Below are 22,327 nucleotides of genomic sequence, written 5' to 3'. Positions count from 1 at the left end.
CGTTTTTTGAACTTTATTTATTGCAAAGTACGTTAATATATAGCTGCAAGAAGGGAAGATAAAAATGGAGGCAACAACCTTTGTATTGTTTGGAGCTACTGGAGATTTGGCTAAACGCAAAATTTACCCTGCTCTATATAATTTGTTCCTGGATGGCAAGCTGCCACAGGAGTTCCGTGTTATCGGTTTGGGAAGAAGACCTTTTTCAGATGAAACCTTCCAAGCGAGTGTTGAGCATGCGGTGCATACTTTCTCAAGAAGAAAAGCGGAGGAAACAGCCGAGTTTAAGCAATTTGTGCAGTCCTTTTCTTATTGCCCGCTAAATATTGACAATAGCGACGACTATAAAAAGCTGCTGCAGCTTGTCCAACAGTATGAGGCAGGCATGAGCGGCACGCCTAATCGTATGTTCTATCTTTCAGTCGGCCCTGAGTTTTTTGCGACGATCGCCGACAATATTAAAGCAAGCGGACTGGGCGATACAAAGGGTTGGAAGCGCCTTGTTATTGAAAAGCCGTTTGGCCATGATTTGCCTTCTGCCCAGCAGCTTAATGCCAAGCTGAGCAAATCGTTCTCAGAGGACGAAATTTATCGCATTGACCATTACTTAGGCAAGCCGATGATTCAAAAGCTGGAAATTTTGCAGCAAAGCAATCCTGTGCTGCAGGCGCTTTGGTCAAACCGCTACATTTCCAATGTGCAAATTTCTGCAAGTGAAACCGTTGGCGTGGAGGAGCGTGCGGGCTATTACGATCATGTTGGCGCGATTCGCGATATGTTCCAGAACCATATGCTGCAAATGCTCATGATGCTGACGCTGCATTTGCCGGAAAACAGCACGCCTGAGGTCGTTCGCTTTAAGAAGAAAACGATTCTTGAAGCGCTTGAGCCTTTGCATAGAGACAATATTGCAGCGCATGTTGTGCGCGGTCAATATACGGCTGGTTCGATTGCCGGCAAAGAGGTCGCAAGCTACACCAATGAGCCTGGCATCTCCAGCGACTCGATGAATGATACGTATGTGGCAGCGAAGCTGGAAATTGATGATCCATTCTGGCGCGGCGTGCCATTCTACATTCGCACAGGAAAGCGGATGAAGGAGAAATATACCCGCATCATTGTAGAGTTCAAGGAAGCATTTAAGCAAACGACAAAGGCGACAGACAGCAATCAAATCGCCAACCTGCTTATTTTCGAAATTAGTCCGAACGAAGGAATTACATTCCAGCTTAATTCGCGAGATCCGCAAAACAAGGATCAATTCAAGCCGATTTATATCGATTTTCATTCCAACGGTGCGGAAGCGCCTGAAGCCTATGAAAGCTTGATTCATGATGCGCTTAATGGCGATCCGACCTTTTTCGCGCATTGGGATGAGGTAGAGCTGAGCTGGAAATGGGTGCAGCCTATATTGAATGCATTCGCCGATAATTCCATTCCGCTTCATTATTACCCGGCTGGGTCGAATGGTCCTGCAGCGGCAGATGAGCTGCTTGCCAAGAACGGCCACCATTGGTGGCTGGACTCCGAGCCAGATCAACATAAACAACAGTTAAAAGGAGAACAACAGTATGTCTACACAAACCATTGATCAACTATCGATTACGACGCTGCGCACCTTGTCCATAGATGCGATTAATGCAGCAAATTCCGGTCATCCAGGCTTGCCGATGGGAGCTGCGCCAATGGCGTATGCGCTTTGGGCAAAGCAACTGAATCATAATCCGGCAAATTCCAAATGGTTTAACCGCGACCGTTTTGTTTTGTCTGCGGGCCATGGTTCGGCGCTGCTATACAGCTTGCTGCATGTATCCGGCTATAATGTAACGATTGATGACCTGAAGCAGTTCCGCAAGCTGAACAGCAAAACACCAGGCCATCCAGAGTTCGGTCATACAGATGGCGTTGACGCCACAACCGGTCCGCTTGGTCAAGGGATTGCGATGGCAGTCGGCATGGCGATGGCGGAAGCTCATTTGGCGGCAACCTTTAACAAGGAGCAGTTCCCGGTTGTCGATCACTATACTTATGCGCTTGCTGGCGACGGCTGTTTGATGGAAGGCGTTGCTTATGAGGCGATGTCGATGGCAGGCCATATGAAGCTTGGCAAGCTGGTTGTGCTTTACGATTCCAACGATATTTCGTTGGATGGCGAGTTGAATTTGTCCTTTAGCGAGGATATTAAAAAGCGCGTCGAATCTGTCGCTTGGCAATATTTGAGAGTCGAGGATGGCAATGATGTAGCTGCAATTACGGCAGCGATTGAGCAGGCTAAAGCGAACACTGAGCAGCCTACCTTGATCGAGGTTCGCACCATTATCGGCTACGGCAGCAAAAAGGTGCAGGGTACGAACAAAGCGCACGGCAATCCGCTAGGCAAGGAAGAAGCGATTGCAACAAAGGCTGAGTACGGCTGGGAGCATGATGAATTTACAGTGCCTGCGGAAGTGAAGGCGCATTTTGAGCAATTGAAGCAGCAGGGGATTGCCAAGGAGCAGGCATGGAACGAGCTTGTTGCAGCTTATGCAGTGCAATATCCGGAGCTTGCGGCGCAATTGAAGGGTGCAATCGAAGGCAAGGTAGAGCTGAGCGCTTCCAGCATTTTAACGTTTGATTCGTCGAAGTCGATTTCCACTCGCGTAGCGAGCGGTCAAGCGATCAATCATTTTATTAAAGAGGTTCCGGCCATTTTCGGCGGCAGCGCGGACCTGTCTCATTCCACAATGACAGATATTAGCGGCGAGCCAATTTTTGCAATTGAATCCTATGCGGGACGCAATGTATACTTCGGCGTACGCGAGCATGCGATGGGCGCTGCAGGCAATGGAATGGCGCTGCATGGCGGAGTGAAGCCATTTGTAAGTACATTTTTCGTATTTAGCGATTATTTGCGTCCTTCAATCCGTCTAGCAGCATTGCAAAAGCTTCCAGTAACATTTGTGTTCACGCATGACTCCATCGCGGTAGGCGAGGATGGTCCGACGCATGAGCCAATCGAGCAATTGGCTGCGCTGCGTACGATTCCAGGCTTAACGGTGATTCGTCCGAGTGATGCTAATGAAACAGCGAGCGCATGGGCGTATGCATTGCAAAAAACAGACGGTCCGGTGGCGCTGGTGCTAAGCCGTCAAAATCTGCCGATCTTCGAAGAAACGAAAGCGAATATCGCCAACGTAGCAAAAGGCGGCTATATTTTAACGGAAACGAACGCATCGCCTGATCTGATTCTCGTTGCGACAGGCTCCGAGGTTTCGCTAGCTGTGCAAGCAAAGGCTAAGCTGGAGGAAGCGGGCCACTCGGTACGCGTTGTAGCAATGCCTTCACGTGAGCTGTTCAAGGCGCAAACTGAAGCATATAAAGAAGCTGTGCTTCCTGCTGCGGTACAAAATCGTGTTGTTATTGAAGCTGGCATTTCACTGGGCTGGGATGCTATTGCGGGTGCAAACGGCAAGATCATTTCGATTGAAACGTTTGGCGCTTCCGGTCCGGGTACTGAGGTACTGGAATACTTCGGCTTCTCAGTGGGCAACGTCGTTGCGACTGCAGAGCAATTGCTGAAATAGTTTTAATATAACGATATAGATTCAACTTACTTCTACGATACACCTGTAAAACACGCGACATGCGGTTTTGCAGGTGTATTTTTTGTGCACTATCTTGCTATACATGCTGCTTTTTAATAGAAAATGCTGCATGTTCAATAGAAGCTGCATTTGTTATAATATTGATAATCATTATCAATTAAAGGCGAGGTGCTTCTATGACGTCACGATCTCAATTTGCTGAAAATGATCTCGGCAGCCTGGTTGTTCGTGTTAAAGGTGTCGACTTGTTCTCGGGAGTTGATGGGCAGAAGCTGGAGCAGCAATTGGCCACGCTTGCAACGATTATTGTGCCTGTCAGTGGGAGCGGTGAACTGACAAGTGACACAGGAACATACAGCTTGCGCCAGGACCATTTACATATTTGTCCGCCAGGAGGAACCTTCGGCATTCAAACCGAGCAGGGCAGTGAGCTGTCCGTCTATATCGCGAGCTTTAAGCTGCTGGAGCTGCAGGAGGATGAGCATGGCGATTACGCCACAGCTAATATGGAACAGCCAGCAAGCCTGTTTGTGCGCAAAGGCGATATTCATGTGCAGCCAGCAGGCCGCGCAGCTGCTTTATGCCGTGAGATGGCAAGGCAGTTGGGGAGCAGCGATGAGCTTGAAAGGCTGCGGGCGCAGCTTCAAGGAGCTGAGCTTGTCTATATGCTGCTGTCGACCGAAAGAGAGGGAACAGATGCTGAAACAGCAGATGCGCTGCAGCTTTCCAAGGCATATATCGACAAGCATTACTATGAGGAAATTACGATCGAGCGATTAGCGACGATAGCCGGATTAAGTTCTAAATATTTTGTTGACCTGTTTAAGAAAACATTTGGCGTTAGTGCCTTTGATTATTTGACGCAGGTAAGAATGAAGCAGGCCAAGCAGCTCATGCTGCGCAATGAGCTCAAGCTGCGCGATATCGCCTTTCAAGTCGGCTACCATGATGAATTTTACTTTAGCCGCAAGTTCAAGAAAGAGTTCGGTATGCCGCCATCCGCTTATATCAAGAAGCGCAGCCTAAAAATTGCGGCGTATGGCTCAAGCGCTTTAACGGGTTATTTGCTGCCGCTTGGCATAGTGCCGTACGCAGCTCCGCTTCACCCCAAATGGACCAGCTATTATTGCGAGCACCATGGCGTCGATATCGCTGTTCATCTTGATGCTTATCGTCACAATCTGCATAAGCAGGCAAATTTGGACAAGCTGGCAGGGGCCAGTCCCGACTTGATTATTTCGAATCCAGAGCTGGAGCCGTGGGAAAAGGAAAAACTGAAAGTTATTGCTCCAACATTCGAGCTGCCCGATGATTGCTTGGGCTGGCGGGACAAGCTGTTGGAGCTTGCAGGGCGCCTGGAGCAGCGCGAAGCAGCAGAGCTGTGGCTGGCGAGTTTTGATCATAAGGCCAGGAAGACGCGCAATCAGCTGCGTCAGTTTGGCAAGCGGCGCGTGCTGGTGCTTAAGCTGTTGAAGGATCAGCTGTACGCTCATAATTACTACAGCTTTAACAGCCTGCTGTATGAGGAGCTGGAGCTGCTGCGGGCTTATCCTCGTGAAGAGGGCTGCTACAATGTCCCGCTTGGTCTGGAGGAACTGGATCGCATTGAAGCCGACTGTGTGCTGCTGCTTATATGCAAGGAAACAGAAACGCTGGAGCATTGGAAAAGGCTGCAGCAATCGGTGCCTTGGATGTCGCTACGCATCATTCGCGAGAACAGGCTGCGGCTCGTTCCTTCCGAGCCATGGCGTGAATATTCGCCGATTGCCCTGGAGCGCATGCTTGATGAAGCTGCGGGATTATTTTCTGGATATCGTCCATGACAAATCTGGATTTTGTCCATGGTGAAGCTTGCCTTGCTGTTGTATTATTGATTTTGATAATCATTATCAATTATATAAATACGAGAGGGGCAAGAAGTAAAATGTTTCATAGGGCATTACAAGGTTTCAGCATTGTATTAATATTGGCGGTATTTTTGACTGCATGCGGAGGAAATGGCAGCGAGCCAGCGAACGCCAACAATGCGGGAAATTCCAATACAAATCAGGAGACAGCATCTCCTGCGCCAACCGAAGCAGCTCAGCCGACGGAGAATGGCACGCGTACAATTACTTATCTTGGCGAGAGCTATGAGCTGCCGGAGCATGTAGAGAAGATTGTCATTACAGGAGCGGTTGAAGCAATGGAGGACTCTATTGTGCTTGACGTCAATCCTGTGGGCGCAATTAGCTTTTCCGGCAAATTTCCGCCATTGTTTGAGTCTATAACGAAAAACGCTGTTTCGATCGGTGAGAAAACAGAACCGAACTTCGAGGCGATTTTATCACTTAAGCCAGATGTTATTCTTGGCTCGACAAAGTTTCCTGAGGAGGTAACGGAGCAGCTTAGCGCGATTGCGCCGACTATTTTATACTCTCATATTTCAACGAACTGGGAAGATAATTTGCGTTTGCTTGGCGAACTTAGCGGCAAGGCAGATGAAGGGGAAGCGGCGATTGCGAAGTATAAAGAGGATTTGCAGACGGCACAGGCTGAGCTTGGCGACAAGATGCAGGACAAAGAGGTTGTTGTCATTCGTCTAAGAGGCGGCAAGCTGTACGTCTATCCGCAAGATGTTTACTTCAACCCGGTTTTATATGAGGACTTAGGCTTTAAAGCACCGGAAGAAATAGTTGCTGCCCAAGCGCAAGAGGAGCTGTCTGTCGAGAAATTTGCAGAAATGAATCCTGATTACGTATTCCTGCAATTCTCTGAGGATGAGAACAAGGAAACGCCTAATGCATTGCAGGAGCTGCAAAGCAATCCGATTATTAACAGCGTCGCTGCGGTTAAAGAAGGGCGCACATTCCTCAATGTCGTTGATCCGCTAGCACAAGGCGGGACGGCGTATAGTAAGATTGCGTTCTTAGAAGCAGTAGTTTCACAACTCTCTAAGTAGAAGGTGGTTTAAAAAGCCGACTTTGATGACGCGGTTTTGCGCCTGGAGCGTATTCGGCGGCGAATATGTCACGCTACCGAAGGCTGCGGTGCTCACGTAGCTTTTGCTCTACGCTGCGCTCCTCGCCTTCTAGTATCGTGCCATCTTCTTGGTCCTGAAAGCCGACTTTTTAAACTTTCATGGGAAGGGTCGTTTAAAAAGTCGACATTGATGACGATGTGATTCCGTTGTAGCATAGTCGGCGGCGAATCTTGAACGCTAGCGATAGCTTATGCTTCCGAAGTATGTTTTCTGCGAAAACATTGTAGGTGCTCACGTAGCTTTTGCTCTACGCTGCGCTCCTCATTTTCTAGTATCGTGCCATCTTCTTGGTCCTGAAAGCCGATTTTTTAAACTTTCATGGGAAGGGTCGTTTAAAAAGTCGACTTTGATGACGATGTACTGCTTCGAAGCATAGTCGACGGCAAATATGTCACGCTACCGAAGGCTCCGGTGCTCACGTAGCTAATGCCTACGCTGCGCTCCTCGCCTTCTAGTATCGTGCCATCTTCTTGGTCCTGCATTCAAAAAAAAAGCTACAGCGGAGGAGCAAAGCATCCGAAAAACGCAGTGGGTCGCCTTTAACATCGTAATGCTACCTTTAAAATTTAAATAAGAGCATTACGATTTAAAAAGCGACTGGAGGATGCTTTGCCCCGTAGCGCTGATTTAAAAAGCGACTGGAGGATGTTTTGCTCCGTAGCGCTGAAAAGAAGCGCAAAACTCTTAAAATAAGGCGTGTTATTATGCGATTTCAACGAACTGTTCCGGCTGTCATCCTGTGGGTGGCACCGATAGCGGCTGTATTGACCGTTCTGCTCTCCGTCTCTATCGGGGCCAAAAGCATCCCGGCTGGCACGGTTTGGGAGGCGGTTTTTTCTTTCAATCCCGAAAATGTCGATCATCAAATCATTGTAGCCTCCCGTCTGCCAAGGGCGGTCGGGGCGCTGCTAATCGGTGCATTTTTAGCAGTGTCAGGCGCGCTGATGCAGGGAATGACGCGCAACTATTTGGCATCTCCATCGATTATGGGGGTATCTGACGGTTCTGTATTTCTGGTCACGATGTTTATGGTATTTGCACCGTCAAACGGCTCTATAAGTCTGATCGCCGTGTCGATGATCGGCTCTGCGCTGGGGGCTGGCCTTGTATTTGGCCTTGCCTCGCTTATACCAAATGGGCTGTCGCCTGTTCGACTTGCGATTTTGGGTACCATTATCGGCACCTTCCTGAGCGGCGTGTCTGCAGCAGTTTCCAGCTACTTTCAAATTTCACAGGGGCTTGCCTTCTGGTACAATGCGAGGCTGCACACGATTAATCCAGAGCTGATCAAGCTGTCAATTCCATTTGCGGTCGTTGGCCTTGCTTTGGCAATTATTTTGTCCAAGTCGATTACGGTGCTTTCGCTTGGCGATGAGGTGTCGGCTGGTCTCGGCGCCAAAACAGGACTGGTCAAAGCATTAGCGATTTTGGCAGTCGTCATTTTAACAGGCGTTTCAGTTGCGCTGGCCGGAAAAATTGCGTTTATTGGCTTGATCATTCCGCATATTGCCAGATTTCTAAGCGGTGTAGATTATCGCTGGAGTATTCCGGTGTCGGGCGCGCTTGGGGCGCTGTTTCTGGCGCTATGCGATATTTTGTCGCGCTTTCTCAATTATCCGTTTGAAACGCCAATCGGGGTTGTAACGGCGCTGTTCGGTGTTCCTTTCTTCCTTTACTTAATTAAGAAGAAAGGGGGCGGCAAGCATGGATAAGCGTGTTGCAAGCTCGATTGCGAGAGCTTGGATAGTTGCAGCCGTTACGATCGCGGTTATGTTGATTGGCGTATATCTCAGCTTGACGAGTGGAATGTTCGATATTTCGGTGCTTGATGTGTTCCGCACCTTGTTCAACCCGGGCCAAGTGCATGAGCATGATATGGTTGTATTCCGCTTCAGACTGCCGCGAATCGTATTGGCTGTGCTGGTCGGTGCAGCGCTAGGCATCGCGGGCGTCGTAATACAAGGCGTGACGCGCAACGGTCTTGCTGATCCAGGCATTCTTGGCATTAACGCAGGTGCAGGGATGTCGGTGGTGCTGTTCATGCTGCTTGTGCAGGGCAGCATCAAGCTGACTGGCTGGGCTGGCGTCATGCTGCGACCAATGTTCGGACTAATAGGCGGACTGCTGGCGACCATACTCATTTATTTGTTTGCGCGCGAGCGTGGCAAGCTTGATCCACAACGGCTAATTTTGGTCGGTATAGCGATCGCCTCAGGCTTTGGCTCGATTACGTTGTACCTTTCTTTAAAAATGAATCCAAACGATTTTGAGATGGCGACTGTTTGGCTGGCGGGCAGTATTTATAGCGCGAATTGGAAGTTTGTTGTTGCCATGCTGCCGTGGCTAATCATGATTCCGCCGATTTTATGGCTGAAAGCGAGATCGCTGGATGTGCTTCAGCTTGGTGAGGAAATGGCTGGCGGAGTCGGCGTTGCCACGGAGCGCGAGAAAAAAATATTGCTTGCCTGCACAATTGGCTTGGTCAGCGCAAGCGTTGCTGTTTCCGGTAGTGTTGGCTTTGTCGGCTTAATTGCACCGCATATGGCGCGCCGCCTGGTTGGCCATAGTCATCGTTACATATTGCCGATTAGCGGATTAATTGGCGCAGCAATGGTGGTATTGGCCGATTATATTGGCAAAACGATTTTTGCGCCGGCGGAGCTGGCTGTCGGAGTTGTCATTTCCATTATCGGGGTGCCGTATTTTGTTTATTTGCTGCTGCGCGCCAAACGTTAAAGCAGCACGTTTGAACAACGGTTCCGTATTCGAACTAGACCAGATAGGAGACTTTATATATGATTCGCATAGAACGAGTAATGGTAGCAGGCCGACAGCTTTCGATTTGTCTTCCTGAAAGCTATGCATCAGAACTGGAACGCAGCTATCCGGTCGCTTATGTGCAGGATGGCGGCGAATTAGTAGAGCACACCTTTAATGAGCTGAAGCATTTGGAGGCCAGCGGCAGACTGCAGGAGACGATTTACGTCGGTGTTGAGCCGCATAACCGCAATGATGAATATACGCCTTGGCCAGCCTCAGCGCTGCTAGAGGGCAAATCGCCGTTTGGTGGCGGAGCGCGTAGCTATATTGACGAGCTTGCAGATAAATGCAAAGCATACATTGATGCCAGCTTTAGTACCAAGCCGGAGCCAGAGCATACAGCGATCATTGGCGGATCATTTGGCGGTTTGGTTTCGCTGTTTGCAGGGCTTTGGCGGCCCGAGGTATTCGGCAGGCTTGGATTGCTTTCGGCATCGTTCTGGTATGAAGGCGTGCTGCACTATTTGCAGCAGCATAAGCTTCCGGCAGCCAGACAGCGCATTTATATGTCGGTTGGCGATTGTGAAGGCATTTACAAGCATACGAGACAACGCGAAATGGTAGCGGCGACACTGGCTGTACATAAGCTGTGGCGGGAACACAGAGTCGATGATAAGCAGCTATGCTTTTCGCTTGACCAAGGTGGAACGCATGATGCCCATTATATGGCGCTTAACTTTGCAAAGGCGATGCAATGGCTGTTTCCAGTCGTACCTGATGTTCCATCACGATCAACGGACGCACAGCCAACGGACGCACAGCCAACGGATGCACAGCCAACGGATGCACAGCCAATGAATGCACGGTCAACAAAGGCACAGCTAATAAGTGCCAAGGCAACAAACTTCTTACCCGCCAACCGTTTATCCAAGAGCAGCCTGGAGGGAAGACTTACTACATATGGCCGATGGACTACTGGCTATGAAGTGCCGCGTACGGAGCACCGCATCCTGATTTCAGAGCAAAGCGACAAAGAATACCGCATCTTTATTTCTGTACCGCCAGTGCCACCGCCAGAGAACGGATATCCGGTGCTATACGTGCTCGATGCTAACGCAACCTTCGGCTCGTTTGCCGAAGCGATGCGGCTGCAAGGTCGCAAGCCGCGCGGCATTGAGCCGCAAGTTGTTGTTGGCATAGGCTATAATAACGAAGGGCCGATCGCAACTGAGCATCGTTTTATGGATTACACCGATCCAGCTTCGCCTGATGAGCTTCGTACACGCCCTGACGGCTCGCCTTGGCCGGCTAACGGCGGGGCGGAGGCGTTCACAGCATTTATTGAGCAGGAGCTGAAGCCGTGCATTGAAGGATTGCTGCCGATTGATAGAAACCGTCAATCCTTATTCGGGCATTCCTTGGGCGGATACTTTGCTATCCGCACCATGCTGCTGCATCCGGCATCCTTTCAAAGCTATATTGCAGGAAGCCCTTCGATCTGGTGGAAAAATCATATTCTGTATGATTGGCTGCCAGCCTTTACAGAGCAAGTGATGAAAGGGGAAATCAAGACTTCCCTGCTGCTTGGCGTAGAGCAGGACAACAGCAAGCAGATGCTATCGGATGCCGAGGAGCTGTACCGTCGCTTAAAGCCATTTGCAGGCGAGCGGCTAAGGCTCAAGCTATGCACATACGAGGGCGAAGGCCATGTATCTATGATTTACCCGTTCATGAGCGAACTGCTAAGATTTATATAACAATTTATAGCAGACTTTCACACCCTGCTACTTATTACTGCTTGCGATTCTTATTTACTGGGCAGGGCTGGACCCGAAGTTTCGATCAAAATTTAAATAAGGCTCAACTACGAAAACGCCTGGCAATCGGCAACCACCGAGGGCCAGGCGTTTTCTCTATTTACATCAAAGCCAGTGTTAAGCCCATTCTAATAAAAACATAAACGCTATTTAAAAATTACAATCGCGAAAATGGGCATATTACAACGTTTCTGACAAAGTTGCAATTGGTTGATGGTGCTCCTGGTGCTAATCTCAAATAAGGCGCTCGGCTTTGATGACGATGTAATTGCGTTGTAGCGGATTCGACGGCGAACGAGCTTTTGCAGTTAGCTTGATGTAAGTGCTTACATGTTATTGGAATGGGGAGTGAACGTGTGCAAAATGCAGTACAACCAAAAACGAAACGTGCAAAACGATTAAAGCTCAATCTGCGAGCGACATGGAACGAGTATAAAAAGAGCAAATACTTGTTTCTCATGCTTGTTCCTACACTTGTATGGTATGTCATTTTTCATTATGGCCCTTTATACGGCGTGCAGCTTGCATTTAAGGAGTTTAGCCCGATGAAGGGCATATGGGGCAGCCCTTGGGTAGGCTTGGAGCATTTTAAGTTTTTATTTTTTCAGTCGCCTGATTTTCTAAGAATTTTTCGCAATACGGTGTTAATCAGCTTGTACAATATTGTATTCGGGTTTCCAGCTCCTATTATATTGGCGCTGCTGCTCAACGAGCTGCGCTTTAAGTTTTTTAAGCGGATTGCTCAGTCGATTTCGTACATCCCGCATTTCTTCTCTTGGGTCGTGCTTGCCGGCATTATTACGGTCATGCTGTCACCCTCGGAGGGACCGGTCAATTACATCTTGAAGATGCTCGGCATGGAGCCGATTTATTTTCTCGCAGATACGCAGTATTTCCGCTCGACGCTGGTAGCGACGGGCATTTGGAAGGAAATCGGGTGGGGAACGATCATTTATTTGGCAGCGCTGTCAGGTGTAGATCCGACGCTGTATGAAGCGGCGAAAATAGACGGAGCGAGCCGGCCGAAGCAGACGTGGTACATTACGCTGCCGTCGATCCTGCCGGTCATAACGATTATGTTCATTCTGTCACTTGGCGGCATCTTGAATGCCGGCTTCGACCAAATTTTCAACCTGTACAATCCTGCCGTCTATGAGGTGGCAGACATTATTGATACCTATGTATATCGCGCGGGCATATTGGGGGCGCAATTCGGCTTGACGACCGCTGTCGGCCTGTTTAAGAACATTATCGGCATTACGCTGGTGCTGACGACCAACTATATCGTCAAGAAGCTCGGTCAAGAAGGAGTGCTGTAGAGATGGTGCATGAAAGGGGACAACTACTGTGAAGCCAACCGTAGGGGAAAACATCTTTCAAGTCTTTCTAGTCATTATTATTTCGCTGCTATGTATCGTTACGATATATCCATTTATTCATATCGCATCTGTATCGCTAAGCTCGCCAAGCGAAGCGATGCGCTTCGGCTTTCATTTGTATCCGAAAGAGATTGACCTGACAGCATGGAAGCAGGTGCTGAGCCAGAAAAAAATATGGATCGGCTTTGGCAACTCGGCATTTCGCACTGTGGTTGGAACAGGGCTTACTCTGTTTGTCATGGCGCTTTGCGCCTATCCGCTGTCACGCAAATATTTGCCTCATCGCAGCTTTTACACGATGATCATTCTGTTTACGATGTTTTTCGGCGGCGGTATTATTCCGACCTATTTGCTAATTAAGGATCTTTATCTGATGAATTCCTTGTGGGTATATATCGTACCCGGATTGATCCCGACATTCTCGATGCTTGTGCTGCGAAATTTCTTTATGTCGATACCAGTCGAGCTGGAGGAATGCTCAAAAATTGACGGAGCCAACGATATTCGCATTTTATTCCAGATTGTGCTGCCGTTATCCAAGCCGGTTCTGGCGACGCTTGCGTTGTGGACGGCCGTCGGGCATTGGAATTCATGGTTTGATGCGGTGCTCTATATTTCAGATCAAGACAAGCAGGTGCTGCAATTTTTCTTAAGGGAAATTGTCATTACCAATGCCGATGCTGAAACGTTCGGCAGATCGGTTGTCGGCAACATCAAGTACGAGCCGGGAATTAAGGCGGCTACGGTCATATTTGCGATATTGCCAATATTGATCGTATATCCGTTCCTGCAAAAGTATTTCGTAAAAGGCACGATGATCGGCTCACTTAAAGGATAGGCCGGGCCAAGGTTTACTCGAAGCGCTCAACCGTTTCGATTAAATAAATAAACAACTATTAAAAGGGGATGACAAAATGAAACACAGCTTCAAATTGGCGCTTGCACTTCTTCTAGCGCTGTCGATCATGATTGCAGGCTGCTCGTCCAACAGCAACACGCCTGCCGCTAACGGAAATTCGAAAAATAACGGGAATCAGTCCGGCAATTCTACAGATGCAGAAGAGCCTATCGAAATTATAATTTCCGCTTCGACCTGGGAGGTTCCAGAGGAAGACAATACGTATGTGCAGCAGTACCTGGAAGAGAAGTTCAATGTTAAATTTGTAAATCTGCGCGCAACAGATGAAAACTTTAAAATAAAAGTGTCCGGTGGAGAAATTCCGGATATTTTCCCTCACAATATTTCAGAGGGCGATATGGTTAACTGGGCTCGCCAAGGCGTCATTGCCAGCATCTCAGCCGATGAAATCAAGCAATATATGCCTGACTATGTAGCAGATGTTGAATCGATTGATCCGAATGCATGGGACATCGGCTTAATTGATGGGAAAAACTTCGGCATACCGAGAGTTTGGCTGAACGGTTCAACCGGCTTTATTCCAACCTACAACGGCGAATGGCTGGAAGCGGTTGGCTTGAGTGGCGCGCCTGCTACGCTTGAGGAGTTTGAGCAAATGCTGATCAAATTCCGCAACGAAGATCCAGACGGCAACAACGAGCAGGATACGTACGGCATGACCGGCCGCGGCAAGGATGCAAGAGCGCAATTGTTCAATACGGTTTATGCAGCATATGGTGTCAACCCGTACCAGTTTAAAGCAGCTGAGGACGGCACAATTACATGGGGCGGTATTACGGAGGAAGCGAAGGAAGCGACGAAGCTGATCAACAAATGGTATATGGAAGGCTTGATCGATCCTGAGTTTATGACAGATGACAACAGCTTGATCGGCCAGAAGTTCAACAGTAAAAAGGTTGGATTTATCGAAACGAATATGTACCATCATCTGTATGGCCAGCAGCAAGCTTTTGAGGAGAACGGCATAACGCCAGTATATGGAAAGGGCTTGCTCGGACCAGCAGGCAAGCCGCTGCAAATGTCCAACGGTGCGCTGCAGGTTCCACTATTGCTTGGCGCACAGGTAGAGAAGGATGAAGCGAAACGTATTAAAATTTTGCAAATTCTGAATGAACTGGCTACTAACGACGAAATTTACTTGACGACTGTGTTTGGTCAAGAGGGCGTTACCTATGAAATGAAGGATGGCGTGCCTACGTTCCTGCCGCCGTACGACACAGATGGCGATCAGCGACTGGCAATGGGCCTTGGCGGCTTCTACAATCCATTTATTGAAAGAGCGGTATCTACATGGAAGTTCCATATGCCGCAGGATAAATTGGACTTTAAACAGCAGCTTACAGATGGAGCAGAGGTGATTGCCGATGTACTGGGCCCAACTGTTTTTGATAGCAAAGCTAAATACTTTGCCAACCTGAGTGCACTGCAGGATGAATATTTCACGAAAGCGATTATTTCCAATAATGAAGTAGATAAGCTTTTGGAGGAGTTCAAAACGCAATGGCTGAAAGCCGGCGGTCAAGACATTCTTGATGAGGCTACCAAAGTCTATCAGGAGCGCCAGGCAGCACGTCAATAAACTAGTATTCTCTTAAATAATAATTTCCTGAGCGGCAGCCTGTTCTTTCAAGCAAATGGAAGAACAGGCTGCTTATTTTTAAAGAAATATAAGTAAAGTGAATAAATTTGCAATAGGTGAGAAGCTTTGTTCTGTGATAAAGTTACGATAAAAATAGCATATTTTCACTTGTTATTCGTTTAGGCAAGGGGGCACAAATTTGAAAGCGATGTCAAAATATAAAAACAGCGTATTTTATCGTTTAATTTTATCCTATACCTTAATGACTGTTATACTCATTAGTCTTGCAGGCGGCTACTTATATTCGCGGGCGAATGAGCTGATGATTGAAGAAATATCGAAGGATAGCCAGCAGCGATTGCAGGCCGTCAAGGATTATATGGAAAATACGATGCTGAGCCGATTTGAGAATCATGTGCAAAATATTTCAATGTCAACGGGCTTTGCCAGCAATTCTGTTAATTTGAACTATTTGCTGGACAACTCATGGCAGAACAATTTAAGCAGAATTGCACTATTCAGCAAAGGCATGGAGCTTTATGCGCTCACAAGCGAGGGCGTGCACAATACGACGGTTTATTTAATTAACGGAAATTATGCAATAGACAAAACATCGTTTTATATGGAACCGGAAAACTCTACGGATTATGCGTTTATCGAGCAGCTTAATCCGGATTATCATGATAGATGGATTACTAGACAGCTGTCTGACGGACAGCAGGTTTTAACCTATGTGCTGAAGCTTCCGTACAATCAGCCGAGCGCCAAGCCAAAGGGCTATATTTATATCGATGTTACGGTGGATCATTTGCGCGAGTCGATTTCGCAAATTGTTACCTCGCCACATGAAAAGCTGTACATTTTCAGCAAACAGGAGGAGATTATTCTTACAACGGGTGAGGTGGAGCAAGGCGATGAGGAGCAGGTGCGCAAGGCGCTGGCATCCTCGGCAGCGTCAGACGGCGTGCATACGATGACGCAAGGCAATGCGGTGTTTTCTCATTTGAATGCTCAGTATTCGGGGCTGGACTGGAGCTATGCGGTCATGCGGCCGATCAATACGTTCTCGCTTTCCTCCGAACGCTTCAAAAGCAATATTTTTGTCATTTGCGGCATTGTGCTCGTGCTTGGCTTCGTAATATCGTATCTGTTTTCCAAGCAATTTTATATGCCGATGAAGAAGCTGATCCAGATGGTTAGAACCTACTACATGCCTAATCAACAGCAAATGTCTGGCAACGAGTATGCCTTTATCGGCAATGCATTTAATGTAATGGGCGAAAAAATCAATCATTTGCAGACGAGTGCGAAAAAAATAGAGATGAAAAATTTGGTGCTGGGCGCCAATCTTAATCTTGAGCATACGGGCAGCTTTCCCGAGCATACCCGATTTATTGCGGCTTATATTTATATGCACGACGGGCAAACGACTCAGTTTCAACAGCAATATGAGCTGAAGCCTAGCGGGCATATGCAGGAGGTCGTATGCCTGAATGCACAGGAGGCTGCGCTCATCTATTATGTAGCTTCCGACGAGGATATGCATGCAGAGCAGCAGCTGGCAAATGAGCTGGCGCAATTTCGAACAACGCATGCGGGCAGTATCAGCTTTAGCGCGTCAATTGGAACCATTGTAGCGACAAGCGACGAAATTCCGATTTCATATCAGTATGCGCAGCATGCCTATCGCTATCGCTTCATATACGGTAAGGAAGCGATTATTGCATACTCTGACATCACGAAGCTGGAGGCGACGCCGTATTTGATCGCTTTCGATCAATATGTGAATGCTCTTAAAGCCGGTGAGCTGGAGCATGTCAACAAATTTCTTGACGAGTTCAGCTGCAGGCTGCAAAGCGGCAATCGCCAGCTGGAGGCGATTGAATTAAGCGTGCTGCAGCTCGTTTCCTCATTATATCAAGCGGTTATTGATATGCAGCTGCAAAAAATTGTACCGCCGTCGAATCTGTTTGATGAAATGAAGAAGGAAAGCCTGGAGGAAACGATTCAGTCCGTGCGCAGCCATTCTGAACGAATTGTTGCACATGTTAAGGAAACGAGCAGTCATGCTCACACCGACATCATTATGGAGCTTAAGCAGTATATCGATGAGCATTTGCATGAGGATTTGTCACTGAATGTACTGTCGGAGCGGGCTTCGCTGGCTCCTGCCTATATTTCCACCTTGTTTGGCGAGGTGATGAAGGAGTCGTTCACCGAATATGTAACACGCTCGAGACTCGACAAAGCGGCGCAGCTGCTGCAAAGCGAGCCGCGCATATCGGTGGCGGAAATTTCGGCGCTTGTAGGCTACCGCAATCCGCAATATTTCCATAACAAATTTAAAGCGAGATTTGGCATAACGCCAGTCCAATATCGCAATGTGTCCAAAAAAGCTTCAGGGGTGCAGTAAGGGGGAACCAGGCATGGTTAAGCGAAAAGCATTCATTGCGGTCAGTGTGCTGCTGCTAATGCTCTTGTCGATGCTGGCAGCTGGCTGCAACGGCAAGGAACAGTTGAAGCTTGAGCGCGCAGATCAGAAAGGAATGGCTGCGGAGATAGACAATAGAGAGACTTCGCCGTTTCAGACTACTTTGGAAATTAGCATTGCCAGCATTTACGACTTGCCGCAAAATGACTACAACTTTGTTCAGCGTTATTTGGAGCAAAAATTTAATGTGAAGATCAAAAATATAAGACTGGATACGATACGCTGGCGCGAGCAATTGAATATGCTGCTTGCTTCTGGGGAAATTCCTGATATTATGCCGGGGATTGCCATTGATTCAGACATGGTGGAATGGGCGGAGCAGGGCATTATCGCCAGCATTACGGAAGAGGAAATTCGCCAGTATATGCCCAAATATGTAGCGGATTTTGAGTCGGTAGCGAAGGAAGCGTGGGATGTTGGCCAGTATCAAGGAGAAAATTGGGGTGTGCCGCGGGTTTGGGGCAATGGCACGCTGGGCTTTTTGCCGGCCTACAACGAAGACTGGCTGCAGGCTATTGGCTATTCGGAGCCGCCGCGAACATTGGAGGAGCTGGAGGATGTACTTGCCAAATTTACATTAAACGATCCTGATGGCAACAGTGAGCATGATACGTATGGCATGACTGGCCGCGCTCGGGATGCGACCAACCAAATGTTCAATGCGGTGTTCTCGGCATTCGGCATTAATCCGTACTATTACGCCGTAGGAGAAGACGGCAAAATTGTGTATTCCGGCTTGGCGGAGGAAACACGGCAAGGGTTGAAGCTGTTAAATAAATGGTTTGAAAAAGGGTTGATCGATCCCGAATTTATTACCGACAGCAATGGCGAAATTCGCAGCAAATTTATCGAAGGCCAAATCGGCATGTTTGATACGGGGATGTGGCAGCATTTGTATGAGGATGGCTATTTTGGCGAAGCAGCGATTGAGGCGGGCGTTAACATGGTGATCGGTAAGCCTTTAATCGGGCCCCAGGGCAAGTCTTATTCGCTGTCTAATGGCTCGATTCAAGCGCCGTTAATGTTCGGTATTCAGCTGGAACAGGATGCGGAAAAGCGGGCGCGAATTTTGCAAATGCTGGAGTTCGTCGGGATGGAAGAGGAGGGCTTTTTGACGACAGTATTTGGCATTGAGGATGTTTCCTATACCTTTGACGGAGATGTCGTTGTGTTCACCGAGGAATATAGTACTGGAGAAGCGAGAGCGCAGCTCGGCATAGGCGGATTTTACAATCCATTAAATGGCCGGGTCATTGCGATGGAGAAATTTTATTTGACGCCGGAGAAAGTTGAATTCAGAGAACAGCATTCCAAGGGCTATGAGCTGATTACCGATGTGCTGGGAACGGTCGTGCTGCAATCGAAGCCGCAATATGACGAGCTGCTGCGCACGATGCAGGATCAATATTTTATTAAAGCGATTAGCGGTGAGGCTGACACTGATAAAGATTTTGATGATTTTGTATCGCAATGGCTGAAATCGGGCGGTCAAGAGCTGCTGGATGAAGCGAATAAAATCGTCATAGAGCGTTCAAAACAACCGAATTAATAAAAGAAATGAAAAAATTATACGTTTTCCAGAAAAATTACAATAGATTCTCGTTATCTGCGAACCCTACAATGAAAGACAATTAAACTAGTAAAGGGGAACGCAATATGAGCATGAAAGAATCGATCTTAGTCACCTACAACGCACCGACTGAGCTGCCAAGAAGCAATGATTATTCAGTGCGTGTGAAGACGCCTGTAGGAGAATGGGTAGAACTTAGTACGTACCTTGTTCGGGTAGATATGCATAATGTAAGAGAAGCTACGATGGCATCGTTTGACTTTAATGGAACTGTCCAAGTGGAGGTGACGAGTGTAAATGAGATTGAGGAAGCAGTAATCCGTCCATTATCGCAAACTATTCACGCTGAGATCGCAGGTAAAACCATTCGCTTTACGTTAAATGAGCCGGCGAAGCTTACCGTTGAAATAAATGGAGAACGGTTTCATAATCTTCATTTATTTGCGAATGAACTCGAACAGCATGTGCCTGACCCGCAAGGTGAAGATACAATTTGTCTTCATGCTGGTAGCTATTGTGTGAATGAACGGGTTAACATAGAGAATCCTCGTTTGATCTATTTTGCAGAAGGCTTGCATTACTTCGAGGATGGATTGTTTAATATCCCTTCAAACACAACCGTTTATATTGCTGGAGGCGCAGTGATCGTTGGTTCTTTGCTTTGCAGTCATGCCGAGAATGTTACGATAGGTGGACGGGGGTTTATTTATCTTCGCGAGATTGAAAAAACAACGTATTGGCGAAGCATAGATATTCGCTACTCTAGCAATGTGACAGTTCGAGATCTTGTTTCAATTGATCCGCCACATTACAGCATCCATTTAGGTCAATCCGAAAATATTCGAATTCACAATTTCAAAGCATTTAGTACTAGAGGTTGGTGTGATGGCATTGACATGATGTCGTGCAGCAATGTGCGAATAGACGATGTATTCTTAAGAACATCGGATGACTGTATCGCAGTATACGGCAGTAGAGGTGAGTATAAAGGCGATACGAGCAATATTCATGTTACTAACGCCATTTTATGGGCAGATGTTGCGCATCCCATTATGATAGGTTGTCATGGTGATTATGACGATAACGGAAATGTAATTGAAAACCTAGTATTCGACAATATTGATATATTAGAGCATCATGAGCCTCAGGATGGATATTGGGGTTGCATTGCAATTAATGCAGGTGATAGCAATACGGTACGACATGCGGTGTTTCGCCGTATCCGCATTGAACAATTCGAGCTTGGACGACTTTTTGATATTAGAGTATTCCAAAACCCGAAATACAATCCGACTCCTGGGCGCCTTGTAGAGCACGTTTATTTTGAGGATATCTCGTTCGATGGCGAGTGTCAGAATCCTTCAGTAATCGCTGGTTACGATGAGGAGCGCATAGTCAGTGGCATTCACTTTCGGAATTTGCGAATAAACGGAAAGATCATTCGCAGCCTAGAGGAAGGCAATTTTCAATGCAGTGACTTTCAGCAAAATGTTACGTTTCAAGATAGTTCGAGCAGTTAAGAGACGGAAGGACTGTGAACGGATATGCTGAAGGAATCGGAAAAAGAGTGGCTGGATCGAACGATTAAGAAAGTGACCGACAAGATTGACAAGGTAAGTGTACGTTCCCGATTTAAAATTCCATATACAACGATGATTGATGGCATTCATGACGATCGCTCTGCTATGAATCCCACGGGTGAAGTGGATGATGGCATTTGCTATAAGCAGGTCGCAATGAGACATGCCGATACAGTGCTGTACATCTGGTAGCTAAGCCATTGTGGAAGTCCATAAAGTAGCTGTTAACATAAGAAGCGTAAGTTGTTCACATACAGCTCACGCTTCTTTGTTTCAGTTAGCTGTCCAGCTGCTCCAAATCCTCAATGTGATATATTTCGGTTGGATTATGCAGCGTCCACTCCAGCATTTCGATTTGAGCCTGCACCGTCGCAAGTCTCATTTCATCCTGACTGTTTTGCATTAATTGGCGCAGCTCATACAGCTTGCTTTTAACTTGATCCTCGCTTCTCATCCTAATGCTCCTATTCTTAGTTGCCATAGCAAAGTTATTTGACAATTGTATAGTATTAACGAAAACGACCCATCTAACACGCGTTGCTTCATATTTATAAAAGCCTAGATTTTTAAAAAATAAACCGTATTATTTGATGTACCCCTAGGTTCATTATTTTACAGTGTAGATATTAGATAGAATAAGGCAATGCTAGGGGGGCTTAAATGTTAGAGTATAACAGCATTATTCCATTGCAAGACAGAAGTAATGATGTGTTGACAGTCGGCGAGTTGCTAATTGATTTAATTGCGGACGAGTATGATGATCCATTTCAAGGCAATTCTTTTAGCAAATTTTTTGGAGGATCTCCGTCTAATATCGCAATAAATGCTAAGAAATTAGGAATAAACGCACAAGTATGCTCCGCTGTCGGCCATGATGGATTTGGGAGATTCCTTATCGATCAATTGCAAAAAGAAGGCCTACCGTTACAAACGATACAGTATAAGGATGCTGCAACTAGTCTAGTTGTCGTAACACGAAGTACGGCTACACCAATTCCTATATTTTACCGTGGAGCTGATTATCACTTATCGTATTCGGCACAATTGGAAACAAGCCTGAAGGGATCAAAGGTGCTTCATTTTTCATGCTGGCCACTCTCAAGAAATCCTGCTCGTGAAACCGTAGAGCAAATGATTGAGACTGCGCGGCAACATCAGCTACTTATTGGCTTTGATCCTAATTATCATCCAATGCTCTGGCCAAGTGGCGAAGATGGCGTTCAATATGTGAAATCAATTATTCCGAAGGTTGATGTCATAAAGCCCTCTGAAGACGATGCCGAGCGCTTGTTTGGAGCAGATACACCAAACAATCAACTGGATAAGTTTTTGGATTTAGGTGCTAAGCTGGTCATCTTGACGCTTGGCAAAGATGGTGCACTCGTGTCTAATGGTCGTGAGACGCTCACCTTTCCAAGCTTGGCAACTGAAATTATAGATACAACAGGAGCGGGCGACTCTTTTTGGTCAGGCTTCTATGCAGCTATTGTAAAGGGATATCCACTTAACAAGGCGCTTCAATTAGGTTTTGCAGTAAGTGCCTATAAATTAAAGCACGCGGGAGCCGTTATAGATTTTCCAGTACTAGAACAGATTGAACAGCAATATTTCAGCTAGGAGGAGGCA

The 22,327-nt window shown here is 47.2% G+C and carries 16 protein-coding genes; 15 read left to right on the top strand and 1 reads right to left on the bottom strand.

What is annotated here, in order from left to right:
- Positions 1-64 precede the first annotated feature (64 nt).
- From zwf to KJS52_RS07990, 14 genes are all read left to right on the top strand, one after another.
- Positions 65-1,591, top strand: coding sequence for a glucose-6-phosphate dehydrogenase (gene zwf / locus KJS52_RS08055; protein WP_213514227.1), 1,527 nt, complete (start codon positions 65-67; stop codon positions 1,589-1,591).
- On the top strand, positions 1,572-3,563 hold the full coding sequence (gene tkt, locus KJS52_RS08050) for a transketolase (RefSeq protein ID WP_213514226.1): 1,992 nt from the start codon (positions 1,572-1,574) through the stop codon (positions 3,561-3,563). The genes zwf and tkt overlap by 20 nt, the downstream gene beginning before the upstream one ends.
- Before the next feature lie 197 nt (positions 3,564-3,760).
- Positions 3,761-5,407, top strand: coding sequence for an AraC family transcriptional regulator (locus KJS52_RS08045; protein WP_213514225.1), 1,647 nt, complete (start codon positions 3,761-3,763; stop codon positions 5,405-5,407).
- Between the two features lie 101 nt (positions 5,408-5,508).
- Positions 5,509-6,525 (top strand): ABC transporter substrate-binding protein, encoded by a 1,017-nt coding sequence (locus tag KJS52_RS08040; RefSeq protein WP_213514224.1) that lies wholly within the window; start codon positions 5,509-5,511, stop codon positions 6,523-6,525.
- Between the two features lie 785 nt (positions 6,526-7,310).
- Positions 7,311-8,318 (top strand): FecCD family ABC transporter permease, encoded by a 1,008-nt coding sequence (locus KJS52_RS08035; protein ID WP_213514223.1) that lies wholly within the window; start codon positions 7,311-7,313, stop codon positions 8,316-8,318.
- The gene (locus KJS52_RS08030) at positions 8,311-9,342 is read left to right on the top strand and encodes a FecCD family ABC transporter permease (protein WP_281425569.1); all 1,032 of its coding nucleotides are present in this window, start codon (positions 8,311-8,313) and stop codon (positions 9,340-9,342) included. Before KJS52_RS08035 ends, KJS52_RS08030 begins: the two co-directional genes overlap by 8 nt.
- Before the next feature lie 59 nt (positions 9,343-9,401).
- Positions 9,402-11,123 carry an alpha/beta hydrolase gene (locus KJS52_RS08025; RefSeq protein WP_213514222.1) on the top strand — a complete coding sequence of 574 codons (1,722 nt, stop codon included), beginning with the start codon at positions 9,402-9,404 and terminating at the stop codon, positions 11,121-11,123.
- Between the two features lie 416 nt (positions 11,124-11,539).
- Positions 11,540-12,502, top strand: a complete 963-nt coding sequence (locus KJS52_RS08020) for an ABC transporter permease (RefSeq protein WP_246563302.1) — start codon at positions 11,540-11,542, stop codon at positions 12,500-12,502.
- 28 nt (positions 12,503-12,530) lie between these two features.
- A complete protein-coding gene (locus KJS52_RS08015; protein WP_213514220.1) occupies positions 12,531-13,400 on the top strand; it encodes a carbohydrate ABC transporter permease in 870 nt (289 codons plus the stop codon).
- A gap of 76 nt (positions 13,401-13,476) precedes the next feature.
- Complete coding sequence (locus KJS52_RS08010) at positions 13,477-15,060, top strand: type 2 periplasmic-binding domain-containing protein (protein WP_213514219.1); 1,584 nt, start codon at positions 13,477-13,479, stop codon at positions 15,058-15,060.
- Positions 15,061-15,268: 208 nt separating this feature from the next.
- Complete coding sequence (locus KJS52_RS08005; protein WP_246563351.1) at positions 15,269-17,473, top strand: AraC family transcriptional regulator; 2,205 nt, start codon at positions 15,269-15,271, stop codon at positions 17,471-17,473.
- Positions 17,474-17,486: 13 nt separating this feature from the next.
- Positions 17,487-19,100: an extracellular solute-binding protein gene (locus KJS52_RS08000; RefSeq protein WP_213514217.1), complete on the top strand. Its 1,614-nt coding sequence runs from the start codon at positions 17,487-17,489 to the stop codon at positions 19,098-19,100.
- Positions 19,101-19,207: 107 nt separating this feature from the next.
- Positions 19,208-20,641 (top strand): glycosyl hydrolase family 28 protein, encoded by a 1,434-nt coding sequence (locus KJS52_RS07995; protein ID WP_246563300.1) that lies wholly within the window; start codon positions 19,208-19,210, stop codon positions 20,639-20,641.
- 24 nt (positions 20,642-20,665) lie between these two features.
- Positions 20,666-20,893 carry a hypothetical protein gene (locus KJS52_RS07990; protein ID WP_213514216.1) on the top strand — a complete coding sequence of 76 codons (228 nt, stop codon included), beginning with the start codon at positions 20,666-20,668 and terminating at the stop codon, positions 20,891-20,893.
- A gap of 85 nt (positions 20,894-20,978) precedes the next feature.
- Here the strand turns inward: KJS52_RS07990 and KJS52_RS07985 are convergent, their stop codons facing one another.
- Positions 20,979-21,155, bottom strand: coding sequence for a hypothetical protein (locus KJS52_RS07985; protein ID WP_213514215.1), 177 nt, complete (start codon positions 21,153-21,155; stop codon positions 20,979-20,981).
- A gap of 206 nt (positions 21,156-21,361) precedes the next feature.
- Here KJS52_RS07985 and KJS52_RS07980 point away from each other — a divergent pair, with 206 nt between their 5' ends.
- Positions 21,362-22,318 carry a carbohydrate kinase family protein gene (locus tag KJS52_RS07980; RefSeq protein WP_213514214.1) on the top strand — a complete coding sequence of 319 codons (957 nt, stop codon included), beginning with the start codon at positions 21,362-21,364 and terminating at the stop codon, positions 22,316-22,318.
- Positions 22,319-22,327: the final 9 nt, after the last annotated feature.

The organism is Paenibacillus montaniterrae (genome assembly GCF_018403185.1).
Classification (GTDB): domain Bacteria; phylum Bacillota; class Bacilli; order Paenibacillales; family Paenibacillaceae; genus Pristimantibacillus; species Pristimantibacillus montaniterrae.
The sequence above is the reverse complement of the archived record's forward strand: the minus strand, read 5'-3'. Positions and strand labels throughout refer to the sequence as shown.